Here is a 15,289-nt window from a genome sequence, read left to right as displayed (position 1 = left end):
CCATGAGCGACCTTTTTCGACAAGTCGCCCGGGCGAGCCTGCCAATGTCGTGACGGGCGCGTCGGTGAGTACCCTGGGTAAGGACGCTCGCGCGGGCATGGACACGTCGAACGATCGTTCGTTGCGCATGGAATCCTGCACTGCAGCTGAACGCAGTGCGCGGTTAAGGTGCGGGTTTCTAGCGTCGGTGGTGCCGCTGCGGTGCCTTTGTGGTGCTGTTTCCCGAGCGTTCCGGGCATCGACGTTGACAACCAAGGGTTTAGCCTGATGGCATGGTAGTTGCGCTAGTCCGCAAAATTGAAGAAGTCGCCGCTCCCCACGGCGACGCGACACTATAGATTCCAAGGAATCACTCCTCACATGTCCACCGATCGCACGGCGTCACTGTCGCATTTCGCCTTCATGCCCGTTCCGAACTTCACGATGATCGCGTTCACCAATGCGATCGAAGTGCTGCGCATGGCGAACTACCTGACGGGACAGACGCTTTATCGCTGGTCGATCGTGAGTCCCGAGGGCGGACCGGTGGCGGCAAGCAATGGCTTGTCGGTCGATACGGGTCCCGTCGAATGCGTCGGCCAGCCGGATATCGTGTTCGTGATCGGCGGCATCGACGTGCAACACGCGACCACGTCGGCCCACTTGTCCGCATTGCGCCGCTTCGCCCGCATGGGCTGCGTACTCGGCAGCCTGTGCACGGGCACATATGCGCTCGCGCGTGCAGGGTTGCTCGCGGGCTACGCCTGTGCGATTCATTGGGAGAACATGTCGGCGCTCAAAGAAGAATTCCCCGATACCCGTTTTCTGAAAGAACTGTTCGTGATCGATCGCGACCGTGTGACATGCACAGGCGGTGTCGCGCCGCTCGACATGATGCTGAACCTGATCGCTCCGCGCGTCGGCACCGCGCGTGTGACGCAGATCGCCGAGCAGTTCATCGTCGAACATGTGCGCGATACGAGCGCGCAACAGAAAATGCCGCTGGTCGCGCGGCTCGGTTCGGCCAACAAGTCGCTGTTTGAAGTCATCTCGCTGATGGAGAACAACATCGAGGAACCGCTGTCACGCGAGGAACTGGCAAGACTCGCCGGCATGTCCCAACGGCAGTTGCAGCGCCTTTTCCGTGAGCATCTCGGCATGACGCCCACGCATTACTATCTGACGCTGCGTTTGCGGCGCGCGCGCGAACTGCTGTTGCAAACCGATATGTCGATCATGAACATCACGATGGCTTGCGGTTTTCAGTCCGCCTGCCATTTCTCGAAAAGCTATCGCGATGCATTCGGCACTGCGCCCACGCGCGAACGTCGCAAGCAATCTCCTTCGCTGTCTCCGTCACCGGTCATGGTGGCCTGAGAAGAGCCAGTACTCGCCAGCGTCAAATAAAAACGCGTTGAACGGAAATCCGTTCAACGCGTTTCTCTATTGGCAGCCTCTAATTTTCTGCGATGCTCACGCCGCCTTCAGCAAGCCGTGCGGATCGATAACGAATTTGCGCGGTGCGCCACCATCGAATTGACGGTAACCATCAGGCGCCTGATCGAGTGACACCACGGTCACGTTGACGATGTCGGCAATCGGCAAGCGGTCCCACAAAATAGCCTGCATGAGGTTGTGGTTGTACTTCATCACCGGCGTCTGGCCCGTATGGAACGAGTGCGACTTGGCCCAACCGAGCCCGAAGCGGATGCTCAAACTACCCTTGCGAGCGGCCGCGTCGACGGCACCCGGATCGTCGGTCACGTAGAGGCCCGGAATGCCGATCGCGCCTGCTGCGCGCGTGATCTCCATCAGCGAGTTCAGTACCGTGGCCGGCGCTTCCTCGTGCGAGCCGCTGCTTCCATGGCCGTGCGCCTCGAAGCCTACGCAGTCCACCGCGCAATCCACTTCCGGCGTGCCGAGAATCTGTTCGATCTGCTCGCCAAGCGTCGCGTCTTTCGACAGGTCGACAGTCTCGAAGCCCATCTTGCGCGCATGCGCGAGGCGCTCCTCGTTCATGTCGCCGACAATCGTGCAGGCCGCGCCCAGGAGACGCGCCGACGCGGCCGCCGCCATGCCGACCGGCCCGGCGCCTGCAATGTAGACGGTCGCACCCGGCTTCACGCCCGCCATGACTGCGCCGTGATAACCGGTCGGCAGAATGTCGGACAGACAGGTGAGGTCGCGGATCTTCGACATGGCCTGCGCGCGATCGGGGAATTTCAGCAGGTTGAAGTCGGCGTACGGCACCAGCACGTACTCGGCCTGTCCGCCGATCCAGCCGCCCATGTCCACATATCCGTAAGCGCCGCCCGCGCGTGACGGATTGACGTTCAGGCATACGCCCGTGTGCTGCGACTTGCAGGTCGGGCAGCGTCCGCAAGCCACGTTGAACGGTACCGAGACCAGATCGCCGATGCTCAGCGTCTCGACGTCGCGACCCACTTCGATCACCTCGCCGGTAATCTCGTGGCCGAGCACGAGGCCCACCTCCGCAGTCGTGCGGCCGCGCACCATGTGCTGGTCGGAGCCGCAAATATTCGTGCTGACCACCTTCAGGATCACGCCATGGCCGATCGCGCGGCCACGTGGATCGACCATCTTCGGATAGTCGATCGATTGCACTTCCACCTTGCCCTGCCCGAGATATACGACGCCGCGATTGCTGCTCATTGAATGTCTCCGTGTCTTGTGAGGGACGCGCGGCTTGTGCGCCACGCGCCGTTCAACGAGCGTAGCGCCCGCTGCAAGCAATCACCCGCATGGAACGCGACATGGGTTTGGCTGTAACCGACATTGCCGGAACCGCAGGGTTTTATTGATTGACCGTTCAATATAAAAAAACTACCATGCGCCGACTGAACGTGCGGTAAAAGCGCTCGCTGCGAGTCGTCCAATCTTCACACCATCACCATGCCCAAGCTCGGAATGCGCGAAATTCGCCGCGCCCAATTGATCGACGCCACGTTGCTCACCATCGACCAGACCGGTCTCGCGGGCGCCACGCTGGCATCGGTCGCCCAGCGCGCAAGCATTTCCACCGGCATCGTCAGCCACTATTTCGGCGACAAGGACGGCTTGCTCGAAGCCACCATGCGGCACGTGCTGCGCGATTTGTGGCAAGCCACTTCACGCCGGCGCCGCGCGGCAAAGGCCGACCCGCGTTCGAAGCTGCGAGCGGTGGTCGCCGCCAACTTCGATGCCGAGCAAACCAGCGCGCCCGTCATGAAGACGTGGCTCGCGTTCTGGTCCGAGAGCATGCACAAGCCGCAACTGCGCCGGCTGCAATACGTGAACACGCGGCGCCTGAACTCGAACCTGTGCGCCGATTTTGCGAAAGCGATGCCACGCGCTGCCGCGCGGCGGGCGGCGAGTGGGCTCGCTGCGCTGATCGACGGACTGTGGCTGCGCGGGGCGCTGTCGGGCGAACCGTTCGACACCAAAGCGGCGCTACGTGTGGCAAACGAATACATCGACCTGGTGCTGGCGGCGCGCGAATAAGCGTATGTCTGCCACGCAGGAGCCAGCGATATCTTTACAAAGGAGCAAGTCATGGCGGTATTCGCAACGCAACGTCTCTATATCGGCGGCGCCTATACGGACGCGACCGGCGGAGAAACTTTCGACACCGTCGATCCCGCCAACGGCGAAACGCTCGCCACTGTCCAGGAGGCGAGTGCCGCGGACGTGGACCGCGCCGTGCAATCCGCGCGTGACGGTCAGCGCGAGTGGGCTGCGCTCACGGGCATGCAACGTTCACGGATTCTGCGTCGCGCGGTCGACATTCTGCGCGAGCGCAACGACGAACTCGCCGCGCTCGAAACGCGCGACACAGGCAAGCCGATTGCGGAAACGCAGGCCGTGGACATCGTCACCGGCGCGGACGTGATCGAGTATTACGCGGGCCTTGCGACCGCTATAGAAGGTCAGCAGATTCCGTTGCGGCCGTCGTCGTTCGTGTACACGCGACGCGAGCCGCTCGGCGTATGCGCGGGCATTGGCGCATGGAATTATCCGATTCAGATCGCGTGCTGGAAGTCGGCGCCCGCGCTAGCCGCGGGCAACGCGATGATCTTCAAGCCGAGCGAAGTCACGCCGCTGTCGGCTTTGAAACTCGCCGAAATCTATACCGAGGCCGGCGTGCCGGCCGGCGTATTCAACGTCGTGCAAGGCGACGGCCGCGTGGGTGCGATGCTCGCCGCGCATCCGGACATCGAGAAGATCTCGTTCACGGGCGGCGTGGAAACCGGCAAGAAGGTGATGTCGATGGCGGGCGCGTCGTCGTTGAAAGAAGTGACGATGGAACTCGGCGGCAAATCTCCACTGCTCGTTTTCGACGACGCGAATCTGGAACGCGCCGCCGACATCGCAATGAGCGCCAACTTCTTCAGCTCGGGCCAGGTCTGCACGAACGGCACGCGCGTGTTCGTGCAACGCAGTGTGCTCGAACGCTTTGAAGCGTTGGTGCTGGAGCGCGTGAAGCGCATCCGCGTGGGTGCGCCTGGCGACGCCTCCACCAATTTCGGCCCGCTCGTTAGCGCCGCGCAATTGCGCAAGGTGCTCAGCTATATCGATAGCGGCGTGCAGGAAGGCGCCCGGCTGATCGCGGGCGGCAAGCGCCTCAGCGAAGGTCATTTCGGCCAGGGTCAATACGTCGAGCCAACTGTGTTCACCGGTTGCCATGACGACATGCGCATCGTGCGCGAGGAAATCTTCGGCCCGGTCATGAGCATTCTGGTATTCGACGACGAGGACGAAGCCGTCGAGCGCGCGAACCGCACCGCCTACGGGCTCGCCGCCGGTGTCGTCACCGAACATCTGGCGCGCGCGCATCGCGTGATTCACCGGCTCGAAGCCGGCATTTGCTGGATCAACACATGGGGCGAGTCGCCCGCCGAAATGCCCGTGGGCGGCTACAAGCAATCGGGCGTGGGCCGCGAGAACGGCATTACCACGCTCGAGCATTACACGCGCATCAAGTCCGTGCAGGTCGAGCTCGGTCCATATCAACCGGTGTTTTGAGGAGCGCAGCCATGACTTCGAACGAATACGACTATATCGTCGTCGGCGCGGGTTCGGCGGGCAACGTGCTGGCGTCGCGTCTCACCGAAGACGCCGACGTTACGGTGCTGCTGCTCGAAGCAGGCGGCCCCGACTACCGCTTCGATTTCCGCACGCAGATGCCCGCCGCGCTCGCCTATCCGTTGCAAGGGCGCCGCTACAACTGGGCGTATGAGACGGACCCCGAGCCGCATATGAACAACCGTCGCATGGAGTGCGGCCGCGGCAAGGGACTTGGCGGGTCGTCGCTGATCAACGGCATGTGCTATATCCGCGGCAATGCGCTCGACTACGATGGTTGGGCCACGCGCCGCGGTCTGGAAAACTGGGCCTATCTGGACTGCCTGCCCTATTTTCGCAAAGCCGAAACACGCGACGCGGGTCCGAACGCCTATCACGGCGGCGACGGTCCCGTGCACGTGACCACCAGCAAGCCCGGCAATAACCCGCTTTTCGCGGCGATGGTCGAGGCCGGCGTCCAAGCCGGTTTTCCGCGCACCGACGATCTGAACGGCTATCAGCAGGAAGGCTTTGGTCCGATGGATCGCACGGTCACGCCCAACGGCCGGCGCGCGAGCACCGCGCGCGGCTATCTGGATCGCGCCAAGGGGCGCGCGAACCTGACTATCGTCACGCATGCGTTGAGCGATCGCGTGCTGTTCTCGGGCAAACGCGCGGTTGGCGTCGCGTATTTGCACAACGGCGCGACGGTGCATGCCCATGCGCGCCGCGAAGTACTGGTATGCAGCGGCGCGATCGCATCGCCGCAATTGTTGCAACGCTCCGGGGTGGGCCGCTCCACGTGGCTGCGTGAACTCGACATTCCCGTTGTTCACGATCTGCCGGGCGTCGGCGAAAACCTGCAGGACCATCTGGAGATGTACATCCAGTATGAGTGCAAGGAGCCCGTCTCGCTTTACCCTGCGCTGCAATGGTGGAACCAGCCGGCCATCGGACTCGAATGGATGTTCAACGGCACGGGCATCGGCGCGAGCAATCAGTTCGAAGCAGGCGGCTTCATCCGTACACGCGACGACGATTTGTGGCCCAACATCCAGTATCACTTTCTGCCGGTTGCGATCAATTACAACGGCTCGAATGCGATCAAAATGCATGGCTTCCAGGCGCACGTCGGCTCAATGCGTTCGCCGAGCCGCGGCCGCGTGAAGCTCACCTCGCGCGATCCGGCCGCACACCCGAGCATTCTCTTCAACTACATGGCCGATCCGCTTGACTGGCGCGAGTTCCGCGACGGCATCCGCATTACGCGCGAGATCATGCGGCAGCCGGCGCTGGAGCGTTATCGCGGACGTGAGTTGAATCCGGGCGCCGAGTTGACCACCGACGCGCAACTCGACACCTTCGTGCGGTCGCGGGCCGAGACGGCGTTTCATCCTTCGTGCTCGTGCAAGATGGGTTATGACGACATGGCCGTGGTGGACAACGAGGGCCGCGTGCACGGTATGCAAGCGCTGCGCGTGGTCGATGCGTCGATCATGCCGCTCATCACCACGGGCAATCTGAACGCGCCGACCATCATGCTGGCCGAAAAAATCGCGGACCGCATTCGTGTGCGCGAGCCGTTGGCGCGCGTGGACACACCTTACTTCGTTGCGAATGGCGCGCCTGCCAGGAAGCGTGAACGAGCGACCGTCTGACTTCCGGATTTCGGTTGCTGTCCGGGCGGGGAACTCTTCCCGCCCATAACTTTTTCTTGACCCTCTCGCAAGTTATCCTCGATTGTCAGCGCTCCGCGAAAGCCGGATAGTGCTGCGTCAGCACACCCGTCGACAACAATTCAAGGAAACGCTGGATATGAAGCTAAAAGCCGTGTGCGTGATGGCGACCGTCGTCTTCGCGCTGAGCGCGATCGCACCGACAAGCCATGCGGCCGACGACACCGAAGGCGCGATCAAAATTGTAGTGGACTCGGCAATCGAACCGCTGATGACGAAATACCATGTGCCGGGCATGGCGGTCGGCGTGATCGCGAACGGCAAAACGTATGTGTTCGACTACGGCGTGGCGTCACTGCAGACAGGCAAGCCTGTCACGCAACGCACGCTGTTCGAAATCGGTTCTGTCAGCAAGACATTTACCGCGACGCTCGCCGCCTATGCGCAACTCAACGGTCAACTGAAACTGTCGGACGAGACGCAGAAATATTTGCCGTCATTGCAGGGCAGCGCGTTCGGCAAGGTGAGCCTTTTGAACCTGGGCACGCACACGCCCGGCGGCCTACCGCTTCAGGTGCCCGACGATATTCACGACAACGCGCAGTTATTGCAGTACTTCAACGCATGGAAGCCCGCCTACGCGCCCGGCACTTACCGCACGTATGCGAATCCCGGCATCGGCACGCTTGGTCTGATTACCGCGAAGAGCATGGGCCAGGACTTTGCGTCGCTGATCGAGAGGCACATGTTTCCCGCGCTCGGCATGACGAGCAGCTATATCCACGTTCCCGCGGCGAAAATGCGCGACTACGCGCAGGGCTACACCAGGGACGGCGCACCGGTCCGCATGAAAGGCGGCGTTCTCGCCGACGAAGCGTATGGCGTAAGAACCACCGCCGCCGACATGGTCCGTTTCGTTCAGGCGAACATGAACCCGATCGACGTGGACAGCAAGCTTCAGCACGCGATTACGGCCACGCACACTGGCTACTTCAAGGCCGGTGTGCTGACACAAGACCTCATATGGGAGCAATACGCGTATCCGGTCGCGCTCTCAACCCTGCATGAAGGCAACTCGCCCGCCATGGCGGTCACTCCGACACCGGCCGCTGTGATCGATCCGCCGCTGCCGCCGCAGCAGAATGTGTGGATCAACAAGACCGGTTCGACGAATGGTTTCGGCACCTACGTCGCCTTCGTTCCGCAGAAACGCGTGGGCGTCGTGTTGCTCGCCAATAAGAACTTCCCCATCGAGGAGCGTGTAAGCGCGGCGTATCGGATCATGTCGGCACTCGCCGCGAGCGCACAGTAGGCCGGAGAGGCGCGATCGCGCCAACGGTGCAGCAGACAGGCAACCGCTGCACCGTGGCGAACCCGTCTACTCGCGCGCCGGACTGAGCACGCCATGCGCGTCGCTCTCCACGGCTTCCGACACGAGCGTCTCGAGCGCGAGTCCACGTGTTTCGATGCCCAGTATCCACACGGCCGCTGCCGCTACCACGAAGCACATCGCGCCGAGCGAGAACACGCCGCCCTGGCCGAACACCGGCAACACGACGCCGACCACATACGGCCCGATCAGCGAGCCGACGCGGCCAATCGCCGAGGCGAAGCCCGAACCCGTGGCGCGCGCACCGGTGCCGTAGAGTTCCGGCGTATAGGTGTAAAGCACCGCCCACATTGCAAACAGAAAGAACTGCATTGCAAGGCCCGCGCAGATCAGCAACGTGGGCGTTTGCGCGTGGAGCGCGGTTTGCCCGTACACATAGGCCATTACCGCGCTGCCCGCGAGCGACGCGATACAGGTCGGCTTGCGTCCCCAGCGTTCAACGAGCCAGGCCGCGCAGATAAAGCCCGGAATACCGCCGAGAGAGATCAGCACTGTATACAACACCGACTTCGTCACCGCGAAGCCGGCCTGCTGCATCAGCGCGCCGAGCCATGACGTCAGACCGTAAAAGCCGAGCAACGCGAAGAACCACAACGTCCACACCATGATCGTGCGACGCCGGTAAGCCGCGCTCCATATCTCGCGAAATGCGCCGGCGCCTTTGGCGGCCACAGGCTCGGCGAGCATGACCGGCGCGCGCAATTGGCTCAGCCCCGCGGACTTCATGACTTTTGCTTCGATGTCGGCGAGGACTGTGTCCGCATCGGCGAGACGTCCGCGATGTTCTAGCCAACGCGGCGATTCCGGCACGATGCGTCGCACGACGAGCACGAACACGGCGGGAATCGCGAGCAACGCGAACTCCGTGCGCCAGCCGAAGGTCGGCAGCACGAAGTACGACACCACGCCTGCAGTGATGAAGCCGAGCGGCCAGAAGCCGTCCATCAGCGCGATCAGACGCCCGCGCGAAGAAGCCGGAACGAATTCCGACAAGAGCGTTTGCGCAATCGGGAACTCCATGCCCATGCCGAAGCCCAGCAGCACGCGATAGAAGATCAGCGCTTCGACGCTCTGTGCGGTCGAGCACAGATAGGAAGCGAGACCCCACAGCACCATGCTCCATTGAAACACCGGTCGGCGCCCGAAGCGATCGGCGAGCAAGCCCGCTACCGCCGCACCGCCTACCATGCCGAAGAAGCTCGCACTCGCGACGAGGCCAGCGGTCGCGGTCGACAAACCGAACTCCGTCTTGATCGAACCGAGTACGAAGGTCATCGTGCCCAGGTCGACCGAATCGAAGAAGAACGCAATCGCGATAATGATGAAGATGGTCCGGTGGTAGCCGGAGAACGGCAGCCGTTCGAGCCGCGCGGCGGCGCTCGCGCGAGACTGAGAAGCGGTAAGCATGGCATCCCCTGAATATTGCGGCGCGGCCGCGAGTGATGTTCCGATCAGCACATTCAGTAGACGCCGACATAAATCGGCGACATAGAAGAAATACGTCATCGGGATGGAACGGGGGCGTCGTTCAGGAGTGTCGCGCGCTGATACGTTGCGTTGTCGCGGATGGGCGTGACCGGCCGGGCGTTGTGTTAAGTTAGTTTCCTTGGGCACCGACCTGGCTACGACTTGAGAACCGCATTCCCCAAACCTGTGGCATCCACGAGGTTCGCACCACCGCGTATTGGTTCGAAGACCATACGGCGCACCGATCTCCTGACGCAACTCCAGCGCGCGCCGCACGCTACGCTCGCGCTCGTTACGGCAAGCGCTGGCTATGGCAAGACCACCCTGCTCGCCCAATGGCGCGAGACCTGCGTAAAGGCGGGCGCGGAAGTCGCATGGTTATCGCTCAGTGCCGACGAGAACAGCTACTCCGGGTTCTGCTCCGCATTATTCATGGCCATGCAGCGCGTGGGGCTGCGCGCCGGGCCGGATCTGTTGTTCGAGGATGCAAGCCCTGCCGGCGCGGACGCTCTGGTGGCGTTGCTGGTGGATGGCGTGCTCGACCTGGCCAAAGAAATCTACGTCTTCATTGACGACTATCATTTTGTCGATGCAGCGCTCGTACACCGGTTCATGCAAAAGCTCCTCGACCAGGCGCCGGGCACGCTTCATCTGGTGATCGCATCGCGCAGCGCGCCGCCGTTCGCGCTGAGCCGGCTGCGAATGATGAATCAGCTCGCGGAACTGGATAGCACGTCTTTGCCGTTCGTCATGGCCGAAACCCGAATCTTCGTCGAAGAGAACCTGGGAAAGGACAAGCTGCCCGCGGACGATCTACGTCTGATTCACGATGTCACGGGCGGCTGGCCGTCTTGCGTGCAGCTTATCGTCGTCATGCTGAAGAACCGACCACAATCGCTCGGCACGCTGCGCGATCTCGCCTGGCGCCATGGCGATCTGCAGACCTACCTGAGCGAAGAGGTCATGGCGAATCTGCCTCCCGGACTTGTGGCGTTCGCCGAGGCGTTGTCACTGTTTCGCCGCTTCAGCGCGCCGCTCGCAAGGCACGTCACGCGCAATCCGAACGCAGGTGATCTGCTAAAGCGCATGGAGGACGAATACCTGCTGATCAGCCGGGTTGATTCGGATGAGCGCCTTGCCTGGTATCGCTTTCACCCTTTGTTCGGCGAGTTTCTTGCTGCACGGCTCACCTCAGCCGATCCAGCCGGCGCACTGGCCTTCCATCTGCGCGCAAGCCACTGGTTCGCCGATCACGGCTATCTCGCCGAGGCGTTGCGCCACGCCAGTGTGGGCGGCGACCACGAGTTCGCGGCCACGGTCATCGAGCGCGCGGAGCCCGCGACATGGAGCCTCGAATACCTCAGCCCGATGCTGCATCTTCTGGAGCGGCTTCCGGAAGCAACGCTTGTACGGCACCGACGTCTGCTCTTTATTGCCTGTCTGACAATTGCGCTAACCACCCGCACCGCCAAGGCGACGGCATGGCTCGCGCACCTGGAGTCCGGCGTCATGTCCGAAGACGCCGAGCTCACGAATTGCATTCCGTTGATCCACGCAGCCATTGCGTTCCAGAACGACGACACGCCGCGGATGCTTGAACTGCTCGAGCCACTCCGCGATATGGTCATCCAGAACCCGTTTCTGCGCTATCTGCTGGTCGCGGAATTGTGCGTCGCCTATGCGGCCTGCGGGCGATACGCGGACGCACGACGCCAGCTCGATTTGCGCGCCGTATCGCCTGCGGACCGGGATAACGACATGGCGCTCGTCGTCGAATCCGCCCGTGTTGCCGCGTTGCTTGGCGAGGGCGACGTGCGCGAGGCCGAGCGTCTCGGCACGCCGCTGCTTGCACGCTCGGTCAATGCCGCCGGACGTCATTCGATCGGCGCGAACATTTGCGCGAGCGTGCTGGTCGATGCTTATTACGAACTCGACCGCATCGACGACGCACGCGAGACCATCGCAAATCGCCCTGGCCTGCTGCGAGCGTCGGGGCCCGATATCACGATACGCGCATCGCTTTGCCGCGCACGGCTCGACCTGCTGCAGGTGAGCGCCGATGTCGCGTTGGCGTTTCTCGACCAGCAGACCGCCCATCTGCGAAACCTTCAGCAGTCCCGCGCCGTCGCCCACATGCTGGCGGAACAGATCCGGATACTGCTGCTGAAGAACAACAGCGCTCGCGCCGCCGAACTCGGCGCGTTGCTCGACGAGCTTGCCCAAGCTCACTACGCGGATCAAGGCGTCAAGGCGGAAATTCCGGTCGTTGCCGCGCTCGCGCGGGCGCGGGTGCTGCGCGCGACGCAGCCCGAGTCGGCGCTCGACGCGTTGCTTTTCGTACGTGAGCGCGCAAAGGCTTTAGGGCGCGGCCGGCTGCACGCGCTGGCCAACCTTTTATCGGCAACCCTTCTGGTGGAACTCGGGCGGACCGAAGAGGCGAAACCGGTTCTCGCTGAAGCTGTTGAAGCGGGTGCCCGATTAGGGCTCGTGCGCACATTCATTGACGAAGGAACCGCCGCTGCCGCCCTCTTCGAGCGTGTACTCGCGGAAAAATGGCTCGACGGGGCGCAGTCGGGCTACGTGGCTGCTTTGCTGGAGCGGTTCACGGACATTCGCACCATAGACAATCAGCTGGCCGCGAAGCGTCGCGATAACAGCGACAGGGCGCAGCCCACGTTGACCCAGCGTGAACTGGAAATACTCGCACTGGTCGCGCAAGCGATGTCGAACAAACGGATTGCACTTGCGCTTAACATCACGCTCGAAACCGTTAAGTGGAATCTACGCAATGTGTTCGCCAAGCTCAGCGTTTCGAGCCGCTACGACGCGATGCTGTGGGCACGCAAGAACGGCTTCATCGAGTAAAGCCGACGCCTTCAAGGCACTAACCGGCTATTGCGGAAAGAGGCGCATGATCGACTCCGCGATGCATGCGGGCTTACCGACGCCCTCGCATTCGACGGTCATCTCGAACTTGACCTGAGCGCCTTCATTGCTGATCGGCTCGAAGCCGATCAGGCGGAAATGCGCGCGCAGGCGGCTGCCCACCGGCACCGGCGCAATGAAGCGCACCTTGTCGAGGCCATAGTTCAGGCCGCTGCGCACGTCGGCGATACTGAACGCTGTCGCGAGAAACGCGGGCAGCAGGCTGAGTGTCAGAAAGCCATGCGCGATCGTGTTACCGAACGGGCCATTTTTCGCGCGCTCCACATCCACGTGAATCCATTGATGGTCGCCAGTCGCATCAGCGAACTGGTTCACACGCGCCTGGTCGATCAGCAGCCAGTCGCTCGTGCCGATCGCCTCGCCCAACATAGCTTGGAGATCCGTAATCTTTTCAAACTCTGTCATTTTCGTGTGTCTCCGTGAACCAGGGTTCGCTGCAAGTATTGCGCGCATCGTGCGTCGTGCCTGTCGCCGCCGCCTAGCAGCGCTTCGGCAACGATCGCGCGTTTGTAGTAGTGGCCAACCTGGTACTCCTCGGTCATGCCGATGCCGCCATGTAACTGGATCGCCTGGCCGCACACATACTTCGCGGCCGCGCTCGTGAGCGACGCCGTCTGCGAAACGACGTAGTCGCGTTGCTCCGCTGTATCGTTCGCGATCGACGCGAGCAGCGCGTACAACATCGAGCGCGCCACTTCGAGTTCAGCTGCCATGTCGGCGAGGCGATGCTGCAAGGCCTGGAAGCTGCCAAGCGGCACGCCGAACTGCTTGCGGACCTTGAGATAATCCGCGGTCATGGCGATGGCCTGCTCCATTCCGCCAACCAGTTCGGCGCATAGCGTAGCGGTGGCGTGCGCGAGCGCATGCTGTACGGCGGGCAGGCCCTGACCGTGCGCGCCCAGAACCGCCGCGCGCGTCACGGCTACGCCGTCCAGTGTGAGTTCGGCGGCCCGGCTGCCGTCGTGAAGCGGCAGCACGTGGCGCTGCAGTCCGGGCATGTTCGCATCGACCATAAACAGCGTGAGGCCGTCGGCGTCCGGTGTCACCGCCGACACGATGAACGTGTGCGCGTCGGCGCCTCCCGGCACGAGCGTTTTGTTGCCGAATAACCGGTAGCCCTCGTCCGACCGCACCGCGCGCGCTTCGACCGACGCCACGTTGCCGCTTGCCTGCCCCTCGCCATGGGCGAGCGCAACTTTTCGCGTGCCGTCGGCGACAAGCGGCAACAGATGCTCGCGTTGCGCGTGCGTGCCGGCCGCGACGATGGTCTGCGCGCCCAGCACCGCGCAGCCCATGTAGGGCTCGACAACCAGCGCGCGGCCGAATTCCTGTGCTATCAAGACCGTCTCGATCACCGTGCCGTCGGAGCCGCCATAAGCTTCCGGTACTGCCGCCGCGAGCCAGCCGTTGTCGGCAAATGCACGCCAGTGCGACTCGCTGCAAGCCAAGCCGGTCGCAAGCGCCGCGTTGCGTGCCTCGAAGCTGTAGTCCCGCGCGACGAAGCGGCGCACGCTGTCCTGCAGCATCTGCTGCTCTGAGTTGAGATTGAAATTCATGACAGGTTGCGCTCTCAGAGTTGAAACAGCGTTTTGGCGATGATCCCGCGCTGAACCTCGCTTGCGCCGCCGTAGATGGTTGCCGCGCGGCGGAAGAACATCTCCGTGGCAATGCCGCGACCGGTGTTCTCGCGCGGCAACGGAGCGCCGCCGGTCGTATCGTGCGGCTCTGCATAAGCCACAGCGCCATCGCCGCCGAGCGCTTCCACGAGGTGCCCGGTGATCTTCTGCTGCAGCTCGGTACCGCGCACCTTGAGCATCGAACCGAGCGCGTGCGCAGCGGGGCTGTGGTCCTGCTCCATTGCCGCGACGCGCTGGACCATCATGACGATGGCGTTCACCTCCGCTTCGAGGCGCGCGAGCTTCAATGCAAACCCGCGATCGTCGATGAGGCGCCGCCCTTCGACACGCTGGCTCACCGCCAGCGCTCTCAGCCGGCTCACGCACTTGCGCAGAAGCGGCAAGTCCGCAGCCCCCGCATGTTCGTTGTTCAGCAGGAATTTGGTGATCTTCCAGCCGTCGCCCTCTGCGCCCACGAGATTGCCCACAGGTACATGCACGTTGTCGAAAAAGACCTCGTTCAGATGATGACAACCGTCGATACTGCGAATCGGCCGCACCGTAATGCCCGGAGTCTTCATGTCGGCGAGCAGAAAGCTGATGCCGGCCTGCTTCCTGACCGTGCTGTCCGTGCGCACGAGCAGAAAGATCCAGTCCGCTTCGTGGGCATAGCTAGTCCAGATCTTCTGACCGTTCAGGACGTAGTGACCGCCACTGTGCTCCGCGCTCGTACGCAGCGACGCGAGATCCGAACCTGCACCCGGCTCCGAAAAGCCCTGGCACCAAAGACGCTCGCCGCTCAGGATGCGTGTCACGTGCTCGTCCCTCTGCTCCTGCGACGCGAACGCGTTGAGCGCGGGACCCAACAGCTTCTGCGCAAGGAAGTCTTGCGTCGGAGCGCCGGCGGCGGCGCATTCTTCGTCGAATGCGAGGCGCTGTAACACCGTCCAACCCGTGCCGCCATGCTCACGCGCCCAATACGGGCCGCCCCATCCGCGCGCGTTCAGAATGCCTTGCCAGCGCTTGATGCGTTCGCGTACCGAGCGCACTTCGCCTATCGCATTACCGCGAAGCTCGTTGGGCAGATGCTCACGCAGGAACGCCCGCACTTCCTCGCGAAACGCGTCCTGCCCTGGGTCCGACTGGAAGTCCAT

At 62.8% G+C, this 15,289-nt stretch carries 11 protein-coding genes; 6 read left to right on the top strand and 5 right to left on the bottom strand.

All coding sequences use genetic code 11. From position 1 onward, the window contains the following. Positions 1 to 360 precede the first annotated feature (360 nt). Complete coding sequence (locus tag JMY24_RS25805; protein ID WP_128583900.1) at positions 361 to 1,356, top strand: GlxA family transcriptional regulator; 996 nt, start codon at positions 361 to 363, stop codon at positions 1,354 to 1,356. Positions 1,357 to 1,452: 96 nt separating this feature from the next. Here the strand turns inward: JMY24_RS25805 and fdhA are convergent, their stop codons facing one another. Continuing rightward, the gene (gene fdhA / locus JMY24_RS25800; protein ID WP_128583902.1) at positions 1,453 to 2,652 is read right to left on the bottom strand and encodes a formaldehyde dehydrogenase, glutathione-independent; all 1,200 of its coding nucleotides are present in this window, start codon (positions 2,650 to 2,652) and stop codon (positions 1,453 to 1,455) included. A 240-nt stretch (positions 2,653 to 2,892) separates the two neighbouring features. On the opposite strand from fdhA, the gene betI reads away from it, so the two are divergent. The 4 genes from betI (at position 2,893) to ampC (ending at position 8,028) form a co-directional block, all read left to right on the top strand. Continuing rightward, entirely contained in the window at positions 2,893 to 3,480 is a 588-nt protein-coding gene (gene betI, locus JMY24_RS25795; protein ID WP_128596794.1) for a transcriptional regulator BetI, read from the top strand. Between the two features lie 51 nt (positions 3,481 to 3,531). Further along, positions 3,532 to 5,001: a betaine-aldehyde dehydrogenase gene (betB, locus tag JMY24_RS25790; protein WP_128596793.1), complete on the top strand. Its 1,470-nt coding sequence runs from the start codon at positions 3,532 to 3,534 to the stop codon at positions 4,999 to 5,001. 11 nt (positions 5,002 to 5,012) lie between these two features. Continuing rightward, positions 5,013 to 6,698, top strand: coding sequence for a choline dehydrogenase (gene betA, locus JMY24_RS25785; protein WP_201703171.1), 1,686 nt, complete (start codon positions 5,013 to 5,015; stop codon positions 6,696 to 6,698). A 157-nt stretch (positions 6,699 to 6,855) separates the two neighbouring features. Further along, positions 6,856 to 8,028 (top strand): class C beta-lactamase, encoded by a 1,173-nt coding sequence (gene ampC, locus JMY24_RS25780; RefSeq protein WP_128596792.1) that lies wholly within the window; start codon positions 6,856 to 6,858, stop codon positions 8,026 to 8,028. Positions 8,029 to 8,094: 66 nt separating this feature from the next. On the opposite strand, the gene JMY24_RS25775 is transcribed toward ampC, so the two are convergent. Next, complete coding sequence (locus JMY24_RS25775) at positions 8,095 to 9,513, bottom strand: MFS transporter (protein ID WP_128596791.1); 1,419 nt, start codon at positions 9,511 to 9,513, stop codon at positions 8,095 to 8,097. Between the two features lie 222 nt (positions 9,514 to 9,735). Here JMY24_RS25775 and JMY24_RS25770 point away from each other — a divergent pair, with 222 nt between their 5' ends. Then, positions 9,736 to 12,438, top strand: a complete 2,703-nt coding sequence (locus JMY24_RS25770) for a LuxR C-terminal-related transcriptional regulator (RefSeq protein WP_128596790.1) — start codon at positions 9,736 to 9,738, stop codon at positions 12,436 to 12,438. Positions 12,439 to 12,465: 27 nt separating this feature from the next. On the opposite strand, the gene JMY24_RS25765 is transcribed toward JMY24_RS25770, so the two are convergent. The 3 genes from JMY24_RS25765 to JMY24_RS25755 are packed head-to-tail and all read right to left on the bottom strand — an operon-like array spanning position 12,466 to position 15,289. Then, positions 12,466 to 12,924 (bottom strand): MaoC family dehydratase, encoded by a 459-nt coding sequence (locus JMY24_RS25765; RefSeq protein WP_128596789.1) that lies wholly within the window; start codon positions 12,922 to 12,924, stop codon positions 12,466 to 12,468. Beyond that, positions 12,921 to 14,075, bottom strand: a complete 1,155-nt coding sequence (locus JMY24_RS25760; protein WP_128596788.1) for an acyl-CoA dehydrogenase family protein — start codon at positions 14,073 to 14,075, stop codon at positions 12,921 to 12,923. The genes JMY24_RS25765 and JMY24_RS25760 overlap by 4 nt, the downstream gene beginning before the upstream one ends. Positions 14,076 to 14,089: 14 nt before the next feature. Continuing rightward, positions 14,090 to 15,289, bottom strand: coding sequence for an acyl-CoA dehydrogenase family protein (locus JMY24_RS25755; protein WP_128596787.1), 1,200 nt, complete (start codon positions 15,287 to 15,289; stop codon positions 14,090 to 14,092).

Source organism: Paraburkholderia kirstenboschensis (assembly GCF_904848585.1).
Taxonomy (GTDB): domain Bacteria; phylum Pseudomonadota; class Gammaproteobacteria; order Burkholderiales; family Burkholderiaceae; genus Paraburkholderia; species Paraburkholderia kirstenboschensis.
Note: the sequence above shows the minus strand (reverse complement) of the source record. Positions and strands in the feature narration are given on the sequence as shown.

Coding starts and splice junctions, on each gene's coding strand:
- JMY24_RS25805 (WP_128583900.1), top strand. CDS start 361: ATGTCCACCGATCGCACGGCGTCACTGTCGCATTTCGCCTTCATGCCC.
- JMY24_RS25755 (WP_128596787.1), bottom strand. CDS start 15,289: ATGGACTTCCAGTCGGACCCAGGGCAGGACGCGTTTCGCGAGGAAGTG.
- JMY24_RS25765 (WP_128596789.1), bottom strand. CDS start 12,924: ATGACAGAGTTTGAAAAGATTACGGATCTCCAAGCTATGTTGGGCGAG.
- betI (WP_128596794.1), top strand. CDS start 2,893: ATGCCCAAGCTCGGAATGCGCGAAATTCGCCGCGCCCAATTGATCGAC.
- JMY24_RS25760 (WP_128596788.1), bottom strand. CDS start 14,075: ATGAATTTCAATCTCAACTCAGAGCAGCAGATGCTGCAGGACAGCGTG.
- betB (WP_128596793.1), top strand. CDS start 3,532: ATGGCGGTATTCGCAACGCAACGTCTCTATATCGGCGGCGCCTATACG.
- betA (WP_201703171.1), top strand. CDS start 5,013: ATGACTTCGAACGAATACGACTATATCGTCGTCGGCGCGGGTTCGGCG.
- ampC (WP_128596792.1), top strand. CDS start 6,856: ATGAAGCTAAAAGCCGTGTGCGTGATGGCGACCGTCGTCTTCGCGCTG.
- fdhA (WP_128583902.1), bottom strand. CDS start 2,652: ATGAGCAGCAATCGCGGCGTCGTATATCTCGGGCAGGGCAAGGTGGAA.
- JMY24_RS25775 (WP_128596791.1), bottom strand. CDS start 9,513: ATGCTTACCGCTTCTCAGTCTCGCGCGAGCGCCGCCGCGCGGCTCGAA.